Annotated in this window: 21 protein-coding genes; 8 read left to right on the top strand and 13 right to left on the bottom strand. The window is 60.8% G+C overall.

Translation table 11 applies throughout. The features are described 5' to 3' along the window. The first annotated feature begins 68 nt into the window (after positions 1 to 68). Positions 69 to 881 (top strand): alpha/beta fold hydrolase, encoded by an 813-nt coding sequence (locus ACWKV5_RS10505; RefSeq protein ID WP_483841224.1) that lies wholly within the window; start codon positions 69 to 71, stop codon positions 879 to 881. Between the two features lie 97 nt (positions 882 to 978). On the opposite strand, the gene dsbG is transcribed toward ACWKV5_RS10505, so the two are convergent. The 4 genes from dsbG to ACWKV5_RS10485 form a co-directional block, all read right to left on the bottom strand. Next, positions 979 to 1,749 (bottom strand): thiol:disulfide interchange protein DsbG, encoded by a 771-nt coding sequence (dsbG, locus tag ACWKV5_RS10500; protein WP_483841223.1) that lies wholly within the window; start codon positions 1,747 to 1,749, stop codon positions 979 to 981. Next, positions 1,725 to 2,591 carry a TlpA family protein disulfide reductase gene (locus tag ACWKV5_RS10495; protein ID WP_483841222.1) on the bottom strand — a complete coding sequence of 289 codons (867 nt, stop codon included), beginning with the start codon at positions 2,589 to 2,591 and terminating at the stop codon, positions 1,725 to 1,727. Before ACWKV5_RS10495 ends, dsbG begins: the two co-directional genes overlap by 25 nt. After that, complete coding sequence (gene dsbD / locus ACWKV5_RS10490; protein ID WP_483841221.1) at positions 2,591 to 4,324, bottom strand: protein-disulfide reductase DsbD; 1,734 nt, start codon at positions 4,322 to 4,324, stop codon at positions 2,591 to 2,593. Before dsbD ends, ACWKV5_RS10495 begins: the two co-directional genes overlap by 1 nt. 82 nt (positions 4,325 to 4,406) lie before the next feature. Further along, entirely contained in the window at positions 4,407 to 5,090 is a 684-nt protein-coding gene (locus ACWKV5_RS10485) for a hypothetical protein (protein WP_483841220.1), read from the bottom strand. Between the two features lie 290 nt (positions 5,091 to 5,380). On the opposite strand from ACWKV5_RS10485, the gene ACWKV5_RS10480 reads away from it, so the two are divergent. From ACWKV5_RS10480 to ACWKV5_RS10460, 5 genes are all read left to right on the top strand, one after another. Beyond that, positions 5,381 to 6,061 carry a response regulator gene (locus ACWKV5_RS10480; protein WP_483841219.1) on the top strand — a complete coding sequence of 227 codons (681 nt, stop codon included), beginning with the start codon at positions 5,381 to 5,383 and terminating at the stop codon, positions 6,059 to 6,061. Further along, positions 6,058 to 7,383 carry an ATP-binding protein gene (locus ACWKV5_RS10475; RefSeq protein ID WP_483841218.1) on the top strand — a complete coding sequence of 442 codons (1,326 nt, stop codon included), beginning with the start codon at positions 6,058 to 6,060 and terminating at the stop codon, positions 7,381 to 7,383. Before ACWKV5_RS10480 ends, ACWKV5_RS10475 begins: the two co-directional genes overlap by 4 nt. 155 nt (positions 7,384 to 7,538) lie before the next feature. After that, entirely contained in the window at positions 7,539 to 8,021 is a 483-nt protein-coding gene (locus tag ACWKV5_RS10470) for a GNAT family N-acetyltransferase (protein WP_483841217.1), read from the top strand. Between the two features lie 56 nt (positions 8,022 to 8,077). Further along, positions 8,078 to 9,490, top strand: a complete 1,413-nt coding sequence (locus tag ACWKV5_RS10465) for a diaminobutyrate--2-oxoglutarate transaminase (RefSeq protein ID WP_483841216.1) — start codon at positions 8,078 to 8,080, stop codon at positions 9,488 to 9,490. Positions 9,491 to 9,572: 82 nt separating this feature from the next. Next, complete coding sequence (locus tag ACWKV5_RS10460) at positions 9,573 to 9,800, top strand: MbtH family protein (RefSeq protein WP_483841215.1); 228 nt, start codon at positions 9,573 to 9,575, stop codon at positions 9,798 to 9,800. Between the two features lie 184 nt (positions 9,801 to 9,984). On the opposite strand, the gene ACWKV5_RS10455 is transcribed toward ACWKV5_RS10460, so the two are convergent. The 9 genes from ACWKV5_RS10455 to ACWKV5_RS10415 all read right to left on the bottom strand — a co-directional run bounded on the left by ACWKV5_RS10455 (position 9,985) and on the right by ACWKV5_RS10415 (position 16,856). Next, a complete protein-coding gene (locus tag ACWKV5_RS10455) occupies positions 9,985 to 10,887 on the bottom strand; it encodes a metal ABC transporter substrate-binding protein (RefSeq protein ID WP_483841214.1) in 903 nt (300 codons plus the stop codon). Continuing rightward, positions 10,888 to 11,787 carry a metal ABC transporter permease gene (locus tag ACWKV5_RS10450; RefSeq protein WP_007943275.1) on the bottom strand — a complete coding sequence of 300 codons (900 nt, stop codon included), beginning with the start codon at positions 11,785 to 11,787 and terminating at the stop codon, positions 10,888 to 10,890. After that, entirely contained in the window at positions 11,787 to 12,530 is a 744-nt protein-coding gene (locus ACWKV5_RS10445) for a metal ABC transporter ATP-binding protein (protein ID WP_483841213.1), read from the bottom strand. The genes ACWKV5_RS10450 and ACWKV5_RS10445 overlap by 1 nt, the downstream gene beginning before the upstream one ends. Beyond that, on the bottom strand, positions 12,527 to 13,444 hold the full coding sequence (locus ACWKV5_RS10440) for a metal ABC transporter substrate-binding protein (protein ID WP_483841212.1): 918 nt from the start codon (positions 13,442 to 13,444) through the stop codon (positions 12,527 to 12,529). The genes ACWKV5_RS10445 and ACWKV5_RS10440 overlap by 4 nt, the downstream gene beginning before the upstream one ends. A 35-nt stretch (positions 13,445 to 13,479) precedes the next feature. Continuing rightward, on the bottom strand, positions 13,480 to 14,052 hold the full coding sequence (locus ACWKV5_RS10435) for a DUF6162 family protein (protein ID WP_483841211.1): 573 nt from the start codon (positions 14,050 to 14,052) through the stop codon (positions 13,480 to 13,482). Further along, positions 14,049 to 14,378, bottom strand: a complete 330-nt coding sequence (locus ACWKV5_RS10430) for a hypothetical protein (protein WP_483841210.1) — start codon at positions 14,376 to 14,378, stop codon at positions 14,049 to 14,051. Before ACWKV5_RS10430 ends, ACWKV5_RS10435 begins: the two co-directional genes overlap by 4 nt. Continuing rightward, on the bottom strand, positions 14,375 to 14,917 hold the full coding sequence (locus ACWKV5_RS10425; protein WP_483841209.1) for a thiamine pyrophosphate-binding protein: 543 nt from the start codon (positions 14,915 to 14,917) through the stop codon (positions 14,375 to 14,377). The genes ACWKV5_RS10430 and ACWKV5_RS10425 overlap by 4 nt, the downstream gene beginning before the upstream one ends. Next, positions 14,914 to 16,092: a PepSY-associated TM helix domain-containing protein gene (locus ACWKV5_RS10420; RefSeq protein ID WP_483841208.1), complete on the bottom strand. Its 1,179-nt coding sequence runs from the start codon at positions 16,090 to 16,092 to the stop codon at positions 14,914 to 14,916. The genes ACWKV5_RS10425 and ACWKV5_RS10420 overlap by 4 nt, the downstream gene beginning before the upstream one ends. A 305-nt stretch (positions 16,093 to 16,397) precedes the next feature. Beyond that, on the bottom strand, positions 16,398 to 16,856 hold the full coding sequence (locus ACWKV5_RS10415) for a VOC family protein (protein WP_483841207.1): 459 nt from the start codon (positions 16,854 to 16,856) through the stop codon (positions 16,398 to 16,400). Between the two features lie 263 nt (positions 16,857 to 17,119). Here ACWKV5_RS10415 and ACWKV5_RS10410 point away from each other — a divergent pair, with 263 nt between their 5' ends. Both ACWKV5_RS10410 and ACWKV5_RS10405 read left to right on the top strand, forming a co-directional pair. Beyond that, positions 17,120 to 18,334, top strand: coding sequence for an SfnB family sulfur acquisition oxidoreductase (locus ACWKV5_RS10410; RefSeq protein ID WP_483841206.1), 1,215 nt, complete (start codon positions 17,120 to 17,122; stop codon positions 18,332 to 18,334). A 3-nt stretch (positions 18,335 to 18,337) separates the two neighbouring features. Beyond that, a complete protein-coding gene (locus ACWKV5_RS10405) occupies positions 18,338 to 19,003 on the top strand; it encodes a methionine ABC transporter permease (protein ID WP_123432572.1) in 666 nt (221 codons plus the stop codon). The last annotated feature ends 3 nt before the right edge of the window (positions 19,004 to 19,006 follow it).

The following is a 19,006-nucleotide window of genomic DNA, read 5'->3' as shown; positions in this document are numbered from 1 at the left end:
CCAAATGTTGACTATGGGGCCACCGCAGCACAGTCTCCCCACTCCAGTTTTCACCAAGGAACCCGTCAATGCCCTTCGCAACGATTGAGGGTCAAGCCCTCCATTACCTGGATCAAGGCACCGGCCCGGCGGTCCTGCTGGCCGGCAGTTACCTGTGGGACCAGGCCATGTGGGCCCCGCAGATCGCCGCCCTGTCACCACACTACCGGGTCATCGCTCTGGACCTGTGGGGACACGGCGAATCCGGGCCGCTGCCCGCAGGCACGCAATCGCTGGACGACATTGCGCGTCAGGCCTTGGCGTTGCTCGATCATCTGGACATCGATCGCGTCACGCTGGTCGGCTTGTCGGTCGGTGGCATGTGGGGCGCGCGGCTGGCGCTGTCTGCACCGCAGCGAATCAACGGTCTGGTGCTGCTGGACACCTACCTCGGGGTCGAGCCGGAACCGACTCGCCAATACTATTTCTCGTTGTTCAAACAGATTGAAGACACCGGTGTGATCTCGGCGCCGTTGCTCGACATCGTGGTGCCGATTTTCTTCCGTCCGGGCATCGATCCGCAGTCGGCGCTGTATCAGGAATTTCGCGCGAAGCTGGCTGCACTGCCGCCGCAGCGCCTGCGTGAAAGCGTGGTGCCGATGGGGCGGATTACCTTTGCGCGTGATGATTTGTTGCCGCGTCTGGGGGCGTTGAATCCCGAAACCACGCTGGTGATGTGTGGCGATCAGGACAAGCCGCGGCCGCCGTCGGAAGCGAAGGAAATGGCTGAACTGATCGGGTGCCCGTCTGTGCTGGTGCCGGAGGCGGGGCATATCTCCAGCCTGGAGAATCCCGGATTTGTCACTGAGGCGCTGCTGAAGTTTTTGGCTGAGAGAAATTAGTTAAATTTGCCAGCCCATCGCGAGCAAGCTCGCTCCCACAGTTGATCGCGTTCCCCTGTGGGAGCGAGCTTGCTCGCGATGGGGCCAGGGAGGTCGATCACTTAGGCCCGAGGATTTTCGCCAACTTATCTGGCGAAGGCGCGCCTTGCTGCTGTTGCAGCTCACCCTTGTCATCCATATAGAAAATCGCCGGAGTCGCCTGCAACTCCAGGTCTTCCATCAATTGCATGTTCGCCGCCAGTTTCAGCTGAATCACCGGCGGCACTTCCTTCAGCGCCTTGAGCGAACTCTCCTTGCCAGCCTTTTCGTGTTCTTCCAGCGCTTTGCTCGGGTCCTTGGCCGCCAGCAATGCCGCCGATTTGCCCGGGCTGTCTTCGCGAATGATCCCGACCATGATGTGCCTCAGCTGTACTTTGCCAGCCTTCACCCACGGCCGCGCCTGCTCCCAGAACACATTGCAGTAAGGGCAGTTCGGATCGCTGAACAGGTACACGACACGCGGGGCATCCTTTTTTCCGTCGCCGATCCAGTTACTGGCTTCCATCTTGCCCCAGACTTCCTTGGACATCGGCGCGTAGACCAATTTCTGCAACGGCGCCGTGGACAGGTCATTGCCCTCGGCATCGTAGAGGTTACCCAGCAACACGTGTTTGCCATCCGGGGTCAGGTACAGCGCCATGCCACGGTTCTGGTATTGCGCGGCATAACCGCGCAAGCCATCCGGTGCATCGAACTGGCCGACGATTTTCGCACCCTTGGCTTCAATCTTCTTGATTGCTTCAGGCAGTTCTTCGGCGGCCTGCACCGACGGCAGGTGCAGCAGGGCGGCGCCCAGGGTCAGCGTCAGCAGGTGGCGGAGGCGGGGCATGGCAGTTTCCTTGGAGAAGTGGACGGTGCGGCAGAAGAAGGGCTGTCGAAGTTTTCCAGGGCGCGGGCCAGGCTGGCTTCCGAGAGTTCGCCCAGGTGGCTGCCCAACAGGCGACCGTCATTGCTATAGAACAGCGTAGTCGGCAAAGCCATGGAACCCACGGCCTGCCCCAGACGACCGCCGCCATCGAACAGCACGTTGGTCAGGCTCAAGCCCTGGGTTTCGAGAAAGGTGGCGACGCTTTGCATGCTTTCGGCCTGATTGACGAACAGGAACGTCAGGTCCGGGCGATGTTGCTGGGCGTTTTCCAGTACCGGCATTTCCCGACGACACGGCGGACACCAGGTGGCCCAGAGGTTGATCACCAGCGGACCACCCTTGTAATCGGCCAGTTGCACGGTTTCACCGGCGGCATTGCGCAAGCTGATTTCCGGCAGGCGCGTGCCTTGCTCGTAAATGCTCAGGGAGACGGTCGCCAGCAGCCAGAACGCCAGGCCGCTGCCCACGCCGAATCCCAGAGGACGGCGCAATCCCGGCCGACGCCAGCCGCGATATAGCGTGGCCAACAGCAGCACAATCACCCCCGGCCAGGCCAGAAAACCACCGTCGCGCAGGTCGATGATTTGCCATGGATCGTTGCGATAGTGCATCCAGTAAACCGCCACGAAACTGATCCGGGCCGCCAGCATGCCCATCAGGAACAGGCTGAACAGCACCGACTCGGGGTTCTCGCCACCCCGTTTGGCCACCCGCCAGCCGACAAACGTCGCCAGTGCCAAGGCACTGATCAGCAGCAGATGGTTAAGCGCGATGGCAAAGGTGCCGAGGGTAAAGGTCAGCATTAACGGGCGTCTCGGGTAGTGGTCCAGCGTTGCAGAAAGGTGTCGGCATCGACCTCGCCGGTGATGCGCTGGCTGCGACGCTCTTCGCCGTCGGCGCCGATCCACAGGAAACTCGGTGGCCCCGGCACTTTATAACGGCCGAGCAGTTCGCGGCTGGCGGCATTGTCGGCGGTGACGTCCAGCCGGAGCAAGCGCACATCGCTCAACGCGTCCATCACCTTGGCTTTGCCGAAGACCTGTTTTTCCATGACTTTGCACGAGGTGCACCAGTCGGCGTAGTAATCGAGCAGCACCCATTGGCCCTGCGCTTGCGCCGCATCCAGTTCCCGTTGCAACGCTTGCGGGTCTTTGATCGTGGTGAAGGCCTCGTGGCCGACCGGTGCACCGGCACTGGCCGTGGTTGAACCGCGATAGACCTGCAGCGGCTGAAACAAATCGTCACTGCCACCGGCGGCGCCGATCATCAACAGGCTGCCCCACAATCCGAGGAGCAATGAACCGGCACCGAACACGTGCGCCGTTCGACCAAAACCACTGGACTGGCGCCAGGCGCTGTAAGCCGCTACCAGCAACAGTGCGCCGCACAAACCGATCCACAGCGACTCATTCAGCACCGGACGCAACATCAGCAACGCGGTGGCGAGGAACAGGAAACCGAAGATGCCTTTGAGCAGGTTCATCCAGGCACCGGGTTTGGGCAGGAAGCGGTTACCGATGGTCACCAGCAACAGCAGCGGCACACCAATGCCGATGCCCATGGCAAACAGAATCAGCCCGCCATGCAGCGCGTTACCGCTTTGCGCGATGTAGAGCAGGGCGCCGGCCAACGGCGCGGTCATGCACGGCCCTACCAGCAAACCGGACAACGCGCCCAACGCACCGGCGCCGACCAGGCTGCCGCCACGCTGATTGCGCGATACGTTTTCCAGACGGTCGCGAACCGCCACCGGCAGTTGCAGTTCGAAGAAACCGAACATCGGCAACGCCAGCAGTACAAATACCGCCGCGAAACTGCCCAGCAGCCACGGGTTTTGCAACAGCGCCTGCAGGTTAGCGCCGAGCAGCGCGGCTAACACGCCCATCGCCGCATACACCAGCGCCATGCTCACCACGTAGCTGCCCGCCAGGGCAAACCCGCGCCTGGAGGTGGCGCCGCTGCCCACGATCAAACCGGCCAAAATCGGCAGCATCGGCAATGAGCAAGGCGTAAATGCCAGCAACAGGCCCAAACCGAAAAACACCAGCAAGCTCCAGCCCAGCGCCCGTTGTTGCAGGTCGCTGGCCAAGGCCTGATCCGGTGCTTCGTTTGCGGTAATCGGCGCGACACCGCCCAGATCCACGACCTGGGTCTGCGGCGGATAACACAAACCAGCATCGGCGCAACCCTGGAAGCCCACCTTGACCTGCCCGGTAGCGCCGGCCGGGATCTTCAGTTCCAGACCCTGGCGGTAAACCTGTTGCTCGCCAAAGAACTCGTCACTGTGCGCTTCGCCTTCCGGCAAGACGGGATGCTGATCAACAGGCAAACCATCGAACTTCAGGCGTTTTTGATAAAGGTAATAGCCGTCGGTGATCTGCCAATAGAGCTGGGTTTCACCGGATTCAAGGCGTTCGGAGGTGAAAACGAACGCTTTTTCCACTGGCAGGAATTCAGGTTTGGTATCGAACGGATTGCTCCCTGCCTGGGCCATACCCGAGATCAAGAGGACAAAAAATAAAAACAGACGACGCATGGGTAAGCCTTATCCCTGTGCAAGTGAGATGCACAATGGGAGGCGGCGATTAACCGATGATTAACCGCACGCCGGTGAATCTTCAGCCGCGCTGCAAGCCCGGCCACGTCTTGTCATTGACCGCGTGAGGGCCGGATTGCAATCGATTGAGTTGCAGGTTGTAGATCAGGTATTGATTGTTCGTCAGGAAAACGTAGAAATAGTTGTCGGCAAAAGTTCGGTCTTTTTGTACGCCTGTAATAATTCGATTGGTATAACGTTCCAGCCCTGGCCAGTAAGTGATGCTGATCTGGTTTTTGGCGTAATCAAAAGAAAGGTGATTGCCGTCATTCATGATGAACTTGAATATGAACTTTTTCCCGGTGACGTCCCACCATGTACCTGCCACGATACGGTCGAAATAAGGAAGCAGCGGTGCCCATATGGAATCTTTAACCGGTTTGATATAACTGACGGTATCGGCGTCTTGATCATATCGACAGACAGTGGGTATTTCGCCCACATAGAAGAATAACCAGGAGGCATCCGAGTCAACCCCACCGATATCATAGGACAAGCTGGTTGTGGTGAAGCCGAATCGCAGATTTTTGGCATGAGAATGGAAGTCGCCCCAGTTGCCTTGCGATATGGCACTTGGGTATCCCTCTGGGATTTTTTCGTCCTCGTTGCTGTACCTGGAGTATTTATTGATATCTTTGAAGAAGAAATGAATAGCGTCGGTTCCAGAGCGCCAGTCAATGGCGACAAAGTTTTTTAGTTGGGGCATGTACTGATTCCTTTCAGTGGGTGGAAGACTTTTGGTTTTTCAATAGATGTCTTCGTTGTTTAAGTTTCGGTTATTTAAGTTGTACTGCGGAATGAAGCTTATCGTTTTGCGTGCATTTATCAGTATGTTTTTTTCGAGTCGTTTGTTTCGCTTTGCAACTAAGCAGTATTAAGAGTACGTTCAAGGAAGTGGATGAGAGAAATCGATACTGTTCGTCAGCCACCGCACTTGCCATAATTGCGCCTTAATCCTCGCCTGTTTGACTCGCGTTTTTACTCCTGGGAGCGCCCATGCACGTACTGGTTTGTGAAGACGATGAGCTGATCGCCAGCGGCATTGTTGCCGGGCTTACCGCACAAGGCCTGACGGTCGAGCACGTCGCCACCGCGTCGTCTGCGCGCGCGATGCTCAAGGTCGCTGAATTCGACGTCATGGTGCTCGACCTCGGCCTTCCCGACGAAGATGGCCTGAAGCTGTTGCAGCAACTGCGTCATAACGGCCTGGAGATTCCGGTGCTGATTCTCACCGCGCGCGATTCAGTGACGGATCGGGTCGATGGCTTGCAAGCCGGCGCTGATGACTACCTGCTCAAACCGTTCGATCTGCGCGAACTGGCTGCGCGTCTGCACACGTTGCTGCGCCGGGTGGCGGGGCGCAGTATCAACCTGATAGAACACGGTGCGCTGACCTACGACCCCAGCAGTCGCGAAACCCTGCTCGGCGGTCAACCGGTGGACTTGTCGCGTCGCGAGCAGGCGTTGCTGCAAGCCTTGCTGCATAACCGCGGGCGCGTGCTCTCCACCGAGCAACTCAAGGACAGCGTCTACGGTTTCAACGACGAACTGGAAAGCAACGCCCTCAACGTCCACATCCATCACCTGCGGCGTAAACTCGGTAACGGCATCGTCGAAACCGTGCGCGGCCTGGGCTATCGCCTGGGGCCGGCTGATGGCGGAGAATCCTCGAAGTGATGAGCCTGCGTTTGCGCCTGAGCCTGACCCTCGGCGCCGCTTTTGCCTTGATCTGGGCGCTGGCGGCGGCCTGGATGCTCAGCGACCTGCGTAACCAAATGATGTTTTCCCTCGACCAGCGGCTGGTGGCTTCAGCGCGCATGGTCGCCGGCCTGATGGAACAATTGCCCGCGTTGCCGAGCAAGGGCGAGGGCACCCATTTCAGCGCTGAACAGTTGAATATCCCCGGCGGCATGGCCTGTCAGGTCAGTTCATTGCGTGGCGAAATCCTCGCCCGCAGCCACACCGATCCGCAGCAAACCCTGGAAGCCGAGAAAATGGGCTTTCACGACCAAATGATTGACGGCGCGCCGTGGCGCAGCTTCACCCTGGCGCGCGGCGATCTGCGCATCACCACCGCCGACCGGCAAATCGAGCGCGAGGCGCTGAACATGTCGATCCTGCTGGCCGCCTCAGTGCCGGTGGGTGTGGCGTTGCTCGGCTGTCTGTGCCTGTTGTGGCTGGGCATCGGCCAAGGGCTGGCGCCGCTCAACCGGATGCGCGACGCGCTGATGCGGCGCAGCGCCGATTCCCTCGAACCGTTGCAGATCCAGCCGCTGCCCAGCGAGCTGCAACCGCTGCTGGACACGCAGAATCAGCTGTTCCAGCGCATCGGCAAGACCATTGAACGTGAACGACGTCTGACCGGCGATGCGGCGCACGAACTGCGCAGCCCGTTGACCGCGATCAAGACCCACCTGCAAGTGGCGCGCATGACCGACGGCGCGGCGCGGGATCAATCTCTGGCCCGGGCTGAAGAGGGCGCCGACCGCATGCACCGGACCCTTGAACAACTGCTGTTGCTGGCGCGGGTCGAGGGCAGTCTGTCATTCGATGACGGCGTTCAGTGCAGCGCTGAACAAGTGGCGAAACTGGCCATTCAGGACGCCGCCAGCGGGGATCGGCAACGCATCAAGCTGCAGATGCCGAACACGTTCTCCAGTGCCCCGGTGCAAATGCCCGCCGTGTTGTCGATTGCCGCATTGCGCAACTTGTTGGACAACGCCTTGCGTCATACCCCTGGCGATGGCGCCGTGGAATTGAGCCTGGAAACCACCGGCAATCGTGCGCGTTTTCTGGTGCGCGACCATGGGCCGGGGATTGCCGAAGACGATCTGCAACACCTGACCCAGCGCTTCTGGCGCAATGGCCAAAGCACCGGTTGCGGCTTGGGGCTGGCGATTGTTCAGGCGATTGTCCAGCGCTGCGGCTGCACGTTGCGGTTCGACAGCCGACCGGATGGGTTGCGGGTTGAGCTGACCATGCCCCTGCAAACAATCTAACCAACACCCCCCAATCTCTGTGGGAGCGAGCTTGCTCGCTCCCACAGAGGGGCTTGTGTTGCACACCAAATGTAATGTTTCTCCATTAGTCACCCGCGCCCCGGAGCGCTATCGTCCCCGGCAGCTTTTTCTCAATGGATTGAGGTAACAGCGCCATGGAAGCATCGGTTCATATCTGCAAGGCAACCTCCGCCGACGCGGGCATCATCAGCCGCATCGTCGAGCGCTCCATTCGGGTTGGGTGCGTGCTGGATCACCGCAATGACCCGCGAACCGTCGCCACCTGGGTCCAGAACAAAACCATCGAACACGTCCAGCCCTGGCTGACTGACCAACGGTTGTACCTCAACATCGCCCTGTTGCACGACAAACCGGTCGGCGTCGCGATGGCTGCCATCAGCGGCAGGGTCGCGTTCTGTTACGTGCAGCCGGAATGGTTCCGCCGAGGTGTCGGGCAGACGCTGGTGCGCGACCTTGAAGGCTGGTTGATCGATCACGGCGTGCACTTGGCACGACTCAACAGCACCCGAACCGGCGAGGCCTTTTATCGGCATCTCGGTTACCAGGCCTGCGCTGAAACCTTCGCGGTGGCGGGGCTTCAGGCGGTTCCCATGCACAAAGCGTTGTCGACGGTCTAAATCCTTGAGCCCCTGATGCGTTTCCAGAACAGGAAACCTTATTGAGGGGTCGAGAAATGTCAGTCGCTACCAGCCTTATCGAAGATCAGCCGGCCCGGATTGTCCCGATGTCTGCCGAAACGCTGTACCAGTTCAATGAATCGCCGCTGCTGGCCCGTCAAAACCAGCAGGAATCCAATGCCCGCAGCTACCCGCGGCGCATTCCCCTGGCGCTGAAACGTGCCAAGGGCATTTATGTCGAGGACGTCGAAGGTCGCCATTTCATCGACTGTCTGGCCGGTGCCGGGACGCTGGCACTGGGGCACAACCATCCGGTGGTGATCGAAGCGATTCAGCAAGTGCTGAGCGATGGGCTGCCGCTGCACACCCTCGACTTGACCACGCCGGTCAAGGACCAGTTTGTGCAGGACCTGTTTGGCCTGCTGCCGCCTGCACTGGCCGCCGAGGCGAAAATCCAGTTCTGCGGCCCGACTGGTACCGATGCGGTGGAAGCCGCGCTGAAACTGGTGCGCACCGCCACCGGACGCAGCACCGTGTTGTCGTTCCAGGGCGGTTATCACGGCATGAGCCAGGGCGCATTGAGCCTGATGGGCAGTCTGGGACCGAAAAAGCCATTGGGTGCCTTGCTCAGCAGCGGCGTGCAGTTCATGCCGTATCCCTACGATTACCGTTGCCCGTTCGGCCTCGGTGGGGCGCAGGGCGTGCAGGTCAATCTGAGCTACCTGGAAAACCTGCTGAATGATCCCGAGGCCGGCGTGCAATTGCCGGCGGCGGTGATTGTGGAAGTGGTGCAGGGCGAAGGCGGCGTGATTCCGGCGGATCTCGATTGGTTGCGCGGTGTGCGTCGCATCACCGGAAAGGCTGGCGTGGCGCTGATCGTCGATGAAATCCAGAGCGGTTTCGCCCGCACCGGCAAGATGTTTGCCTTCGAGCACGCCGGGATCATTCCCGACGTGGTGGTGATGTCCAAAGCCATCGGCGGCAGCCTGCCGCTGGCAGTGGTGGTTTACCGCGACTGGCTCGACACCTGGCTGCCGGGCGCACACGCCGGGACCTTCCGTGGCAATCAGATGGCCATGGCCGCCGGTTCTGCAGTGATGCGTTATCTGGTCGAACAAAAGGTGTGCGAGCACGCGGCCGCGATGGGCGAGCGCTTGAGTGAACACCTGCGCATCCTGCAGCGGGACTTCCCGCAGATGGGCGACATCCGCGGTCGCGGCTTGATGCTCGGCGTTGAACTGGTCGACCCGAACGGAGCGCCGGACGCTCAGGGCCATCCGCCGATATTTGCTGCACTGGCGCCGCTGGTGCAGCGCGAATGCCTCAAGCGCGGGTTGATTCTCGAACTGGGTGGCCGTCATGGCGGTGTCGTGCGCTTCCTGCCGCCGCTGGTGATCACGGCGGCTGAAATCGATCAGGTCGCCGGGATTTTCGGCCGGGCCATGGCCGCGGCCACCGCCAGTCTCTAAATTTCTTGGCGCCCTGAACGTTCTTTCTACATAACGGCTGCGCACGCCGCGCAGCCCACCCTACAGCGATGGAGAAACGCCCATGACTTCAGTATTCGACCGCGAGGACATCCTCTTTCAGGTCGTGGTCAACCACGAAGAGCAATACTCGATCTGGCCTGACTACAAAGCCGTGCCAGAGGGCTGGCGCACCGTGGGCAAGAGCGGTTTGAAGAAGGAATGCCTGGCCTACATCGAAGAAACCTGGACGGACATGCGTCCGCTGAGTTTGCGTCGCAAGATGGAAGAGCAGGCGGCAGTGACTCACTGATTGAGCGTGCGAAAAAAGCCCGCTGAACCGAGAAGGTCAGCGGGCTTTTTCATGTCCGGAGTTTGTGGCGTTTGTGAGGCCGTCTTCGCGAGCAAGCCCGCTCCCACACTGGATATGCGGCATCACACAAATCCCCTGTGGGAGCGAGCCTGCTCGCGAAGAACGATAACGCGGTCCAACTGACTTAAGCGCCGTTCAACCCCTTGATCACCAAATCCACATTTCCTTCCAGTTCGGCCACCGGATCCGCCGCATCCACGCTCAACACCACCAACCGGCTACCGGCTTCGGCAATCGCCGCTTTCACCGCGTCCGAAGGCTGCCGATGATGCAACACCACCGCCACCTCATTGTCCTTCAGCGTCGCGCCTAATTGCTTGAGCGCTTCAGGCGTCCACTCGGCATCCGGGCGCGCGTCAATCCCGATCAACTCCAGATTGAGCCCGCCAATCAGATAGCCGAAGTGATCGCTGAGGCTCATCACACTGAGATTGTCAGCACTGGCCAGCCGCGCTTCGCTGTCGGCGCTGAACTTGAGCAAACGCTGTTTCAGCGCCGCCAGGTTAGCCTCGATTGCAGGCTTGGCTTCTGGCGACAGGCGCACCAGGTCAGCGGCCATCACGTCCGCCATCCGCCCCATGTTGTTGCTGGACAGCCACGGCTGACTGTTCAAACCCTCGACCTTGTTGTCTGGCTGCACGGCGATGCCGGGGAGGGCGCCGTCCACCGGGCGCGCCGCATCGACTTCAACGATGCGAATGTTGCTGCGGCGGGAGATCGGATACAGCGGATCATCCGCCCACAGCGAACGCAGGCCGATCACCGCATCGGCGTCGGTCGCCAGTTTGGCCAGCGCCGGGGCGCCACGGCCGGTGAAGTATGCGGTCTGACGGCTGCCGGGCAGGTTCGCCGGTGCGGCACGTTCAAGGTTGATTTGGGTGCCCTTGAGCAGCACTTCGCCCAGTCCGTAAGTGATCGGCAAGGACGCCAGCACGTGCAGCGGTTTGGCGTTTTCTGCCGCAAAAGTTGTATTGGCCAGCCCACACAAAGCAACGGCCAGGGTCAGTTGACGCAGAGAAAAAGACATTTATCCGAGATTCCCTTTGAGGCTTGGGACGACTCCGCGCGCAATGGCGGACAGGGCGAAGGCGATACCGGCCACCAGAATGATCGCGGCACCGGACGGGATCGGCAGATCAAAGACAATCGGCGCCAGAATCCCGCACAGCGTGCTGACCGTGGCGATCAGCACCGAGCACCAGAAAAAGCCCTTCAGCGATTGGCTGAGCAAGCGCGCGGCGGCTGCCGGAATCACCAACAGCGCGCCGACCAGAATCGCGCCGATGACCTTCACCGCGGCGACGGTGATCAGTGTCACCAGAATCACAAACAGGTAGTCCAGGGTCTTCACCGCCACCCCGCGCACCGCCGCCAATTGCGGGTTGAAACTGGCCAGCATGATGCGGTTGTACAGCGGCAAGGCCAGCGCCATGACCAGCGAACCGACGATCGCCAGAACCGCCAGGTCGTTACCGTTGACGGTCAACACCGAACCGAACAGCACGTTTTCCAGAATGTGCACGTTGATCTTGCCCGCCAGAATCAGCAGCAGGCTCGCGCCCAATGCCAGCGACACCGACAGGAACACACCGATCAAGGTATCCGGCGCCAGACCGGTGCGGTTGCGCAGGTAATTGAGCAAAATGCCGAACAGCAAACAGTAACCAAACAGGCTGCCGTAAGGCCCGGTGTAGGGTTCGCCGAGCAGGATGCCGATGGCCACGCCGGTCAGTGCCGCGTGACCCACCGCTTCGGAGAAAAACGCGAAGCGCTTGACCACCACCAGCGTACCCAAACCACCGAGCACCGGGCCGATCAACAGGCCGGCGAGCAACGCGTTGACCACAAATCCGTAGGCCAGCGCCTCGGGCAGATACCCCGAAGACGCCCAGCCCTGAATCATCAAGCGAAAGGCTTCATAGCTCATCAGGCAGCGCTCCGTGGATGGGTGGAGAACAGGGTCAGCAGACGTTCCGGGGTCAGTGCCTGTTTCGGCGTGGCATCGAATAACACCCGGCGATTGAGCCCGGTGACGCGATCTGCCAGACGCCCGACGGCCTCCAGATCGTGCTCGATCCACAGCACGGTGATGCCGCTTTGGCGCCAGTCGCCGAGCAGCCGTTCGAACACCTGGATACCGGCTTCGTCCAGCGCCGACATCGGTTCGTCGAGCACCAGCAGTTGCGGTGCCGGGATCAGCCCTTGCGCCAGCAGCACCCGTTGACGCTCACCACCGGACAACGCCCCCATGCGTCGTTTGCGTTTGTCCTGCATGCCGACCCGTTCCAGCGCCTCGCCAATCGCGGCAGCGTAGTGCTTGCTCAACCCGAGAAACGCCGGGCGGCGTTGGCACATGGCGGCCATGAAATCGTCGACGGTCATGGGCAGGCCGCGATCAAACTCCAGGGCTTGCGGTACATAGCCGATGGTCCCGGGTTCGCCCGGCCATTGCAGGCTCAGGCGACCCTGATGCGGCATCTGCCCGAGCAGGGTCTTGATCAGCGAACTCTTGCCACCACCGTTGGGGCCGACCAGCGCGTGCACACTGCCGGGCGAGACCTGAAAGGTCACGTTGTCGAGGATCGTCGTGCGCCCGAGGGTCAGGCTGACATCGGCGAAATCCAGGGTCGGGCCGGTGCTTTGGACAGCGAGGTTTTCTTGTGCGGTCATTGGCCCGACTCCTGTATCGCCCGGACCACCGTGTTGAGGTTACCGGTCATTTCCTTTTCGTACTTGTCAGCGGTGTATTCGCCATAGGAGATGTGCGACAGCGGATACAGCTTCACCCCGGATTCACGCTGGATGGTATCGACGTAGGTGGAGGGAAAATCCATCTCCGAGAAGATCACTTTCACGTCCAGTTCGCGTAGTTGGTCGATGGTTTTTTTCAACTGGCTCGGGCTCGGTTCGATGCCATGGGCGGGTTCGACCACCGCAGTAACTTCCAGGCCGAATTCGCGCAGCAGGTAATCGTAAGCCGCATGAACCGTGGCCACGCGCAGTTCGGCGTTGGGGGCCTGGGTCAGCTTCGCCAGGGCGTCGGCGCGCATCTGCCGCAGACGCTTGCCGTAGGCGCGGGCGTTTTGCGTGTAGGTCTTGGCGTTGGCCGGATCCAGCTTGCCCAGTTCCCGGGCGATGTTGTTGACCTGGGCAATCGAGGCACTGATCGACAGGAACGTGTGCGGGTTGACCACCTTGCCGGCGCCACGTGCGGCGACGCCGGTAGCGGCCAGCAGCGGCACGTTTTCGTTGGCTTCGATCACCGGGATGTTCGGGGTTTCGCTGGCAGCGATCATGCGGTCGGCGAAGTCGTCATGACCGACGCCATTGAGCACGATCACGTCCAGCCCGCTGATGCGCTTGATGTCCTCGGCGCGGGGTTCGTAGGCATGCGGATTGAAACCGGCCGGAATCAGCGGCACCACATCGGCCTTGTCGCCGACGATGTTGGCAACGTAGCTGTAATAAGGGTGCAGGGTGATGCCGATGCGCAGGCGTTTGGCGTCGTCGGCATGGGTCAGAGGAGTCAGCAGGCAAGCCAGCAAGCCGACCGATAGCAGGCGCAGGAAAGATGAAATAGGCATGGGAAAGCGGTCTTCTCTCGGATGAATGCGAGGGGTCAGTGCCGGTGCTGGCGGGTCACGCCGGCATCGAATTGCGCGACGATCAATTGCCAGCCGGCGCTTTCGAGGGCTGCGTCCGTCAGGTCGGTCGGGGCTTTGAGATCGGTGGCGCGGTTGAGCCAGATGTCCGGCGCCTCGGTGCCAGCAGTCAGGCGCATCAAAAACGAACCGGCCACGGCGGGTGTCTGGCTCTGGCCGAAGTAAGCCTTGGCGTCGAGCAATTGCCAGGCATGGGCGCCACGGCTGACAGAGCTGGCGTCCTGGGCGAACGGTGCAAATCCTTCCTCGGCGAGGGCTTCAGGTGTTGGCAGGGTTTGCTGTTCCTGTTGCAGCAAATGAATCTCGTCCAGCGTCACCCGCAGGTCGGCGTAGATCCCTTGCTCGGACGCACTCAAGTCGCGGCGGGCATCCAGTTGATGGCTGCCGACGCTGCTTACGGCCTGGGACTCGTGGCGCCAGGCAACCACCGAACCGGCCACCGCCAGAATCATCAGGCACAACAGCAGCACATAAAGGGTTTCGTGGCCGGCACCAGCCGGGCGCACAACGTGTGTGGTAGGCGTACTCATGGTGATTCGATGTCCGCTTGGTCGATTTCGACGACGTGGCCGGGACCGGCGTCGAACAGCACATAAAACTCCGCGCCGGGTTTCTTGAAGGTCAACGTGGAATCGGCGCCGAGCTTGCCCGGCACCAGAATGGTTTCGTCGTAGCCGATCACGTCCAGGGTCACGCCCGGCGCACCACTGCCGTCGGAGAACCCGCCGGTGCATTTGATCTGTTCGGCATCGACGGCTTTGCATTCGCACATCGGGTTGTGCGCCAGCGCGCTGGCGCTGAAACCGGCGCAGAGCACCAGCAAAACGGCGTGGAGTGGGCGAAAAATGCGAATCATGGTTTGCCTCCTGGTTGGTTCAGCCACGCGACGGTGGCCGGCGATGCCTGGCTCAGGGGCAGGGCGGCCTGATGCATCGCGCCGTCCCAGCCTTCCATGGTGATCCACAGCTCGGCGTCAGCCTTGGTCTTTTCCGGGATCGGCACCATGGCGGCCATGCGGTGCGGCGTGCCGAAGAAAATCACCCCGGCGGCCCGCAGGCTGCGCGGTTTGCCGATGCGCAGGTAAGTCGCCTTGACCTGATCGCGGCAGCTGTCGCACAGCGCGGCGGTGAAGTTCTTCATGTGGCCGGCCGGCCCATCGAGTGTCGGGGCCTCATTGCGCAACTCGGCCAGACGCAGGCTCCACGGGCCGACCTGGACTTCTCCGATCTCTCGCTCACCCAGCCCGGTATCGCCGCGAAACAGTGCCGCGTCTGCGAAGTATTTGGGCATGAACCCCAGCGGCACCAACAACAGCAGAACGTTGATGTGGAAGCGCCATTTCAGCCAGAAGCGGCGCAACATCGAGTCCGGTGTTTGCTTGACGTGTGCGTTCATTGGCTGACCTCCGTCGCGGCTTGCACCCGTGGCTGTTTGTGGCTGCGCTTGAGGGCGTTGGCGGTGGCGAGGGCGGTGCGTTTGGTCCAGATCAGCAGGCCGCTGAGGACCATCATGCTCAGGATCAAACCGAAGAAAAACCAGATCAGCTTGATCCAGATCCCGCCGAAATCACCGGTGTGCAAGGGGCGCATGGACTCGGTCACCAGCTCCAGGCCGGTGCGGTCCGACAGCAGGCGCGTGGCGGCGACGTCGCCGGTGTAGGGGTTGATGTCGGCCGTCTGGTACATCAGCGGATACCAACTGCGTCCCCCCACCGAGAGGTAGCTGTAGGCATTGGCGGGTAGGCTGACGAAGCTGTCTTCGAGGCCGGGAATGCGTTCCTTGGCCTGGGCAATCGCGGTTTCGAGGCTGATCGTCGGTGCGGGCGAGCCATCTGTGGTCACCGGCACACTTTCACGCGGCACCACCAGGGCCACCGGCGCGGTGGAAATCGAGATCTGGTTATCGAACATGAACGCCTGAATCAGGAACCAGGTGCTGGTGACGGAAATCACCGCAATGAACCAGATCGACCAGATACCGCTGAGGCGATGAAAGTCGCCCCAGAAAATCCGCGCGCCATGACGAATGCGCAGGGTCGGTCGGAAGAAGCCTTTCCAGAATTTTTTGTAGACCACCAGCCCAGTGACCAACGAGGCCAGCAACGGCAGGCTCAAGAAGGACACCAGGTACCAGCCCCAGCTGTAGCCATTGGTGAACGGCACCAGCCACCAGCCGTGCAGCGCGCGGGTAAACGCCTTGAAATCGAAGGCCGGGGCGGTGCCCTGAATGACGCCGCTGTACGGGTTGACGTACACGGTCACCGAGCGGCCGTCGGGGTAGCTGACGCTGACGTCGAGGGCGAAGTGGGATTCATCGGGGCGGCTGATGGATTCGACCAGCGTGTCCGGCTCGGCCTTTTTGATCTCCGCTATGATCTGGTCATAACTGAGCAACGGCGCATCGTCCGACGGCTGGCTGGCGCGCATTTGCGGGTTGGCCAGCCAGACGATTTCCTGACTGATCACCGCCAATGTGCCGGTGACGCAGACAATCAGCACGAAAAACCAGATCGGCAATGCCAGCCAGCTGTGGACCAGAAACCAGAGTTTGGAACGGGATTTCTTCGACATGATTAAAGGTCTTGTATCGATGAGAGAACCTCTGCTGCGGGCTTCCCAGCGTTGAGGTCCATGAAAAGGCCGGCGGTGGCTGTTGCCTGCGCACGCCGACTGCATCTCTATAAGACGGATGAGGAACAGAAATCCCGAAGGGGGAGATGAAAGTAAATGTTTCTTATTGGCGGTTAGTCATTACAGGAGCGGATTTGAGGTGCTGGGGATGGCCCCTTCGCGAGCAGGCTCGCTCCCACAAGATCACCGCTGTACCTGTGGGAGCGAGCCTGCTCGCGAAGAGGGCCGGTCAGACACTGAAAATCTCAACCCTGCTGAAACATCTCCTTCGCCCTCTGCTCAATCTGCTCTTGAGTCAGGTCTTCCTTGCGCGTAGCCAAAAACCACAAATGCCCATACGGATCCTTCAACGTCCCGGAGCGGTCGCCGTAAAACTGATCCTTGACCTCGGACACCACCGTGCCGCCCGCATCAATCGCCTGTTTGTAGGACTTGTCCACATCCGTCACATACAGATGCAGGCCCACTGACGGCGAGTTGTCAGGATTGCTCAGCGGCCCCTGATCGCACGGTGTGCCGAGCATGATCGGGCAGTCGCCGATCCTCAGTTCGGCGTGACCAATGCCGCCATCAGGCATGGCCAGGCGCATGACTTCGATGGCGCCAAAGGCCTTCTTGTAGAACTCGATCGCTTCGGCTGCTTTTTGAATGCCCAGGTACGGGGTGATGCTGTGATAACCCTCTGGAATGGGTTTGACGCTCATGATGAATCTCCCTGTTTGTTGTTGTGGGTGGAAAGTCTCCTGCGCCGATTTCCGGCCGATTAAATATAGGTCAGCGTGGTGTTGGCAGCCGGGCACCCGACGAGCAGCCTCACTGTTCAGCCATCAACAGCGCAGCAGCAGATTGCTCGGCTGCATCATCAGAAACGCTGAAAAACACCCGTCAAACCCCCGAAATCATGGGTGATGAACCTCGGCACAGAAGCTGCAATAGCTCTGTTAAACACTGTTGTCGAGACCGTCACATGCCTGAATCTGCCGTTTATCCGATCAACCCGCCGGCCGCCCATCGGATCGCCGACGAAGCCGAAGCCCTGCGTGTCGCCGAGCGTGTCGCCGCTGTATTGCTGGAGCAGGACGCTGAGCGCGACCGCACGCGCCAGGTCCCCGCCGATGTTGTCGATCTGTATTCCAACAGTGGTTTATGGGGCATCAGCGTGCCTCGCGAGTTTGGTGGCGCACAGGTGTCCTATGCGGTGCTGGCGCAGGTCATCGCGATCATTTCCGCCGCCGATCCGTCGCTGGGGCAGATCCCGCAAAATCACTATTGCCTGCTGGAAGATATCCGCCTGCAAGGCACGCCCGAACAACAGGCCCACTTCTTCGAGTTGGCACTGCAGGGCCATCGCTTTGCCAATGCCTTGTCGGAAACCGGCGGCAAAAACGTCCAGGACATTCAGGCGACGATCCGCCGTTATGGCGACGGCCATGTGATCAACGGGCGCAAGGGTTATTGCACCGGTTCGCTGTACGCCCACTGGCTGGCGGTGCTGGCGCTGGACGAAGAGCAGAAGGGTCAATTGGCCTTCGTCCAGCGTGGAACCCAAGGGCTGGTGATCGTCGACGACTGGGACAGCATCGGTCAGCGCACCACGTCCAGCGGCACCGTGCTCGCCGAGGATTTGCACGTCAGCGCATTCAATCTGTTCCCGACCTACCGTTCCTATGAATCGCCGACGCTGGCCGGCCCGTTTGCACAATTGACCACCGCGGCCATCGACGCCGGCATCGCCCGTGCGGCACTGCGCGACACCATCGCCTTCGTCCGGCAGTTCGCTCGGCCGTGGATCGATGCGGGTGTGGAAAAGGCCAGTGAAGATCCGCTGACCATCATCCAGGTCGGTGGCCTGGAGATTCGTCTGGAAGCCGCCGAAGCCTTGCTGGAACGGGCAGGGCGAGCGCTGGATGCGGCGCGTCCGGCACCCGACGAAGATAACGTCGCCCAGGCTTCCCTCGCGGTGGCCAAGGCCAAAGTGCTGACTACTGAAATTGCCATCGAAGCCAGCAACAAACTCTTCGAACTCGGCGGCACCCGCTCGACCCTGAAGAAGCACAACTTCGACCGCCATTGGCGCAACGCCCGGGTTCATACCCTGCACGACCCGGTGCGCTGGAAATACCACGTGGTCGGCAACTGGATGCTCAACGGCGTGAAACCGCCACGCCATGACTGGTCGTGATTGATGGCCGAGTTGCTGAAACATATCTATTGGGCGGACATCGCCCAGGCCTGTCTCGACACCCTGAGCATGCTCGGCGCTGCGTTGGGATTTACCGTGTTGCTGGGGTTGCCGTTGGGGGTGGTGCTGTTTCTTACCGGCAAGCGCCAGTTGCATGAAGCGGTCGGGGTTTACCGGGTGCTGTCGGTGATCGTCAACATGCTGCGGTCGTTGCCGTTCATCATTTTGCTGATCGTGCTGATTCCCCTGACCACGCTGCTGGTTGGCACTTCGCTCGGGGTGCCTGGGACCATTCCACCGCTGGTGGTCGGTTGCACGCCGTTCTTTGCACGGCTGGTGGAAACCGCTTTGCGCGAGGTGGATCGCGGGGTTGTGGAAGCGACCCAGGCCATGGGCGCGAATACGTGGCAGATCATCCGCCACACCTTGTTGCCCGAGGCGCGGGGAGGGTTGTTGGCGGCTGTCACGGTGACCGCGATTGTGCTGGTCGATTACACGGCGATGGCCGGCGTGATCGGCGGCGGAGGACTGGGTGACCTGGCGATCCGCTACGGCTACCAGCGTTTTCAGACCGACGTCATGGTGGTCACTGTGGTGCTGTTGTTGATCCTGGTCCAGGCCCTGCAAATGACCGGCGACCGATTGGTGGCGCGCTACAGCCGACGATAAGTT

Source organism: Pseudomonas oplopanacis (genome assembly GCF_057128725.1).
Note: the sequence above shows the minus strand (reverse complement) of the source record. Positions and strands in the feature narration are given on the sequence as shown.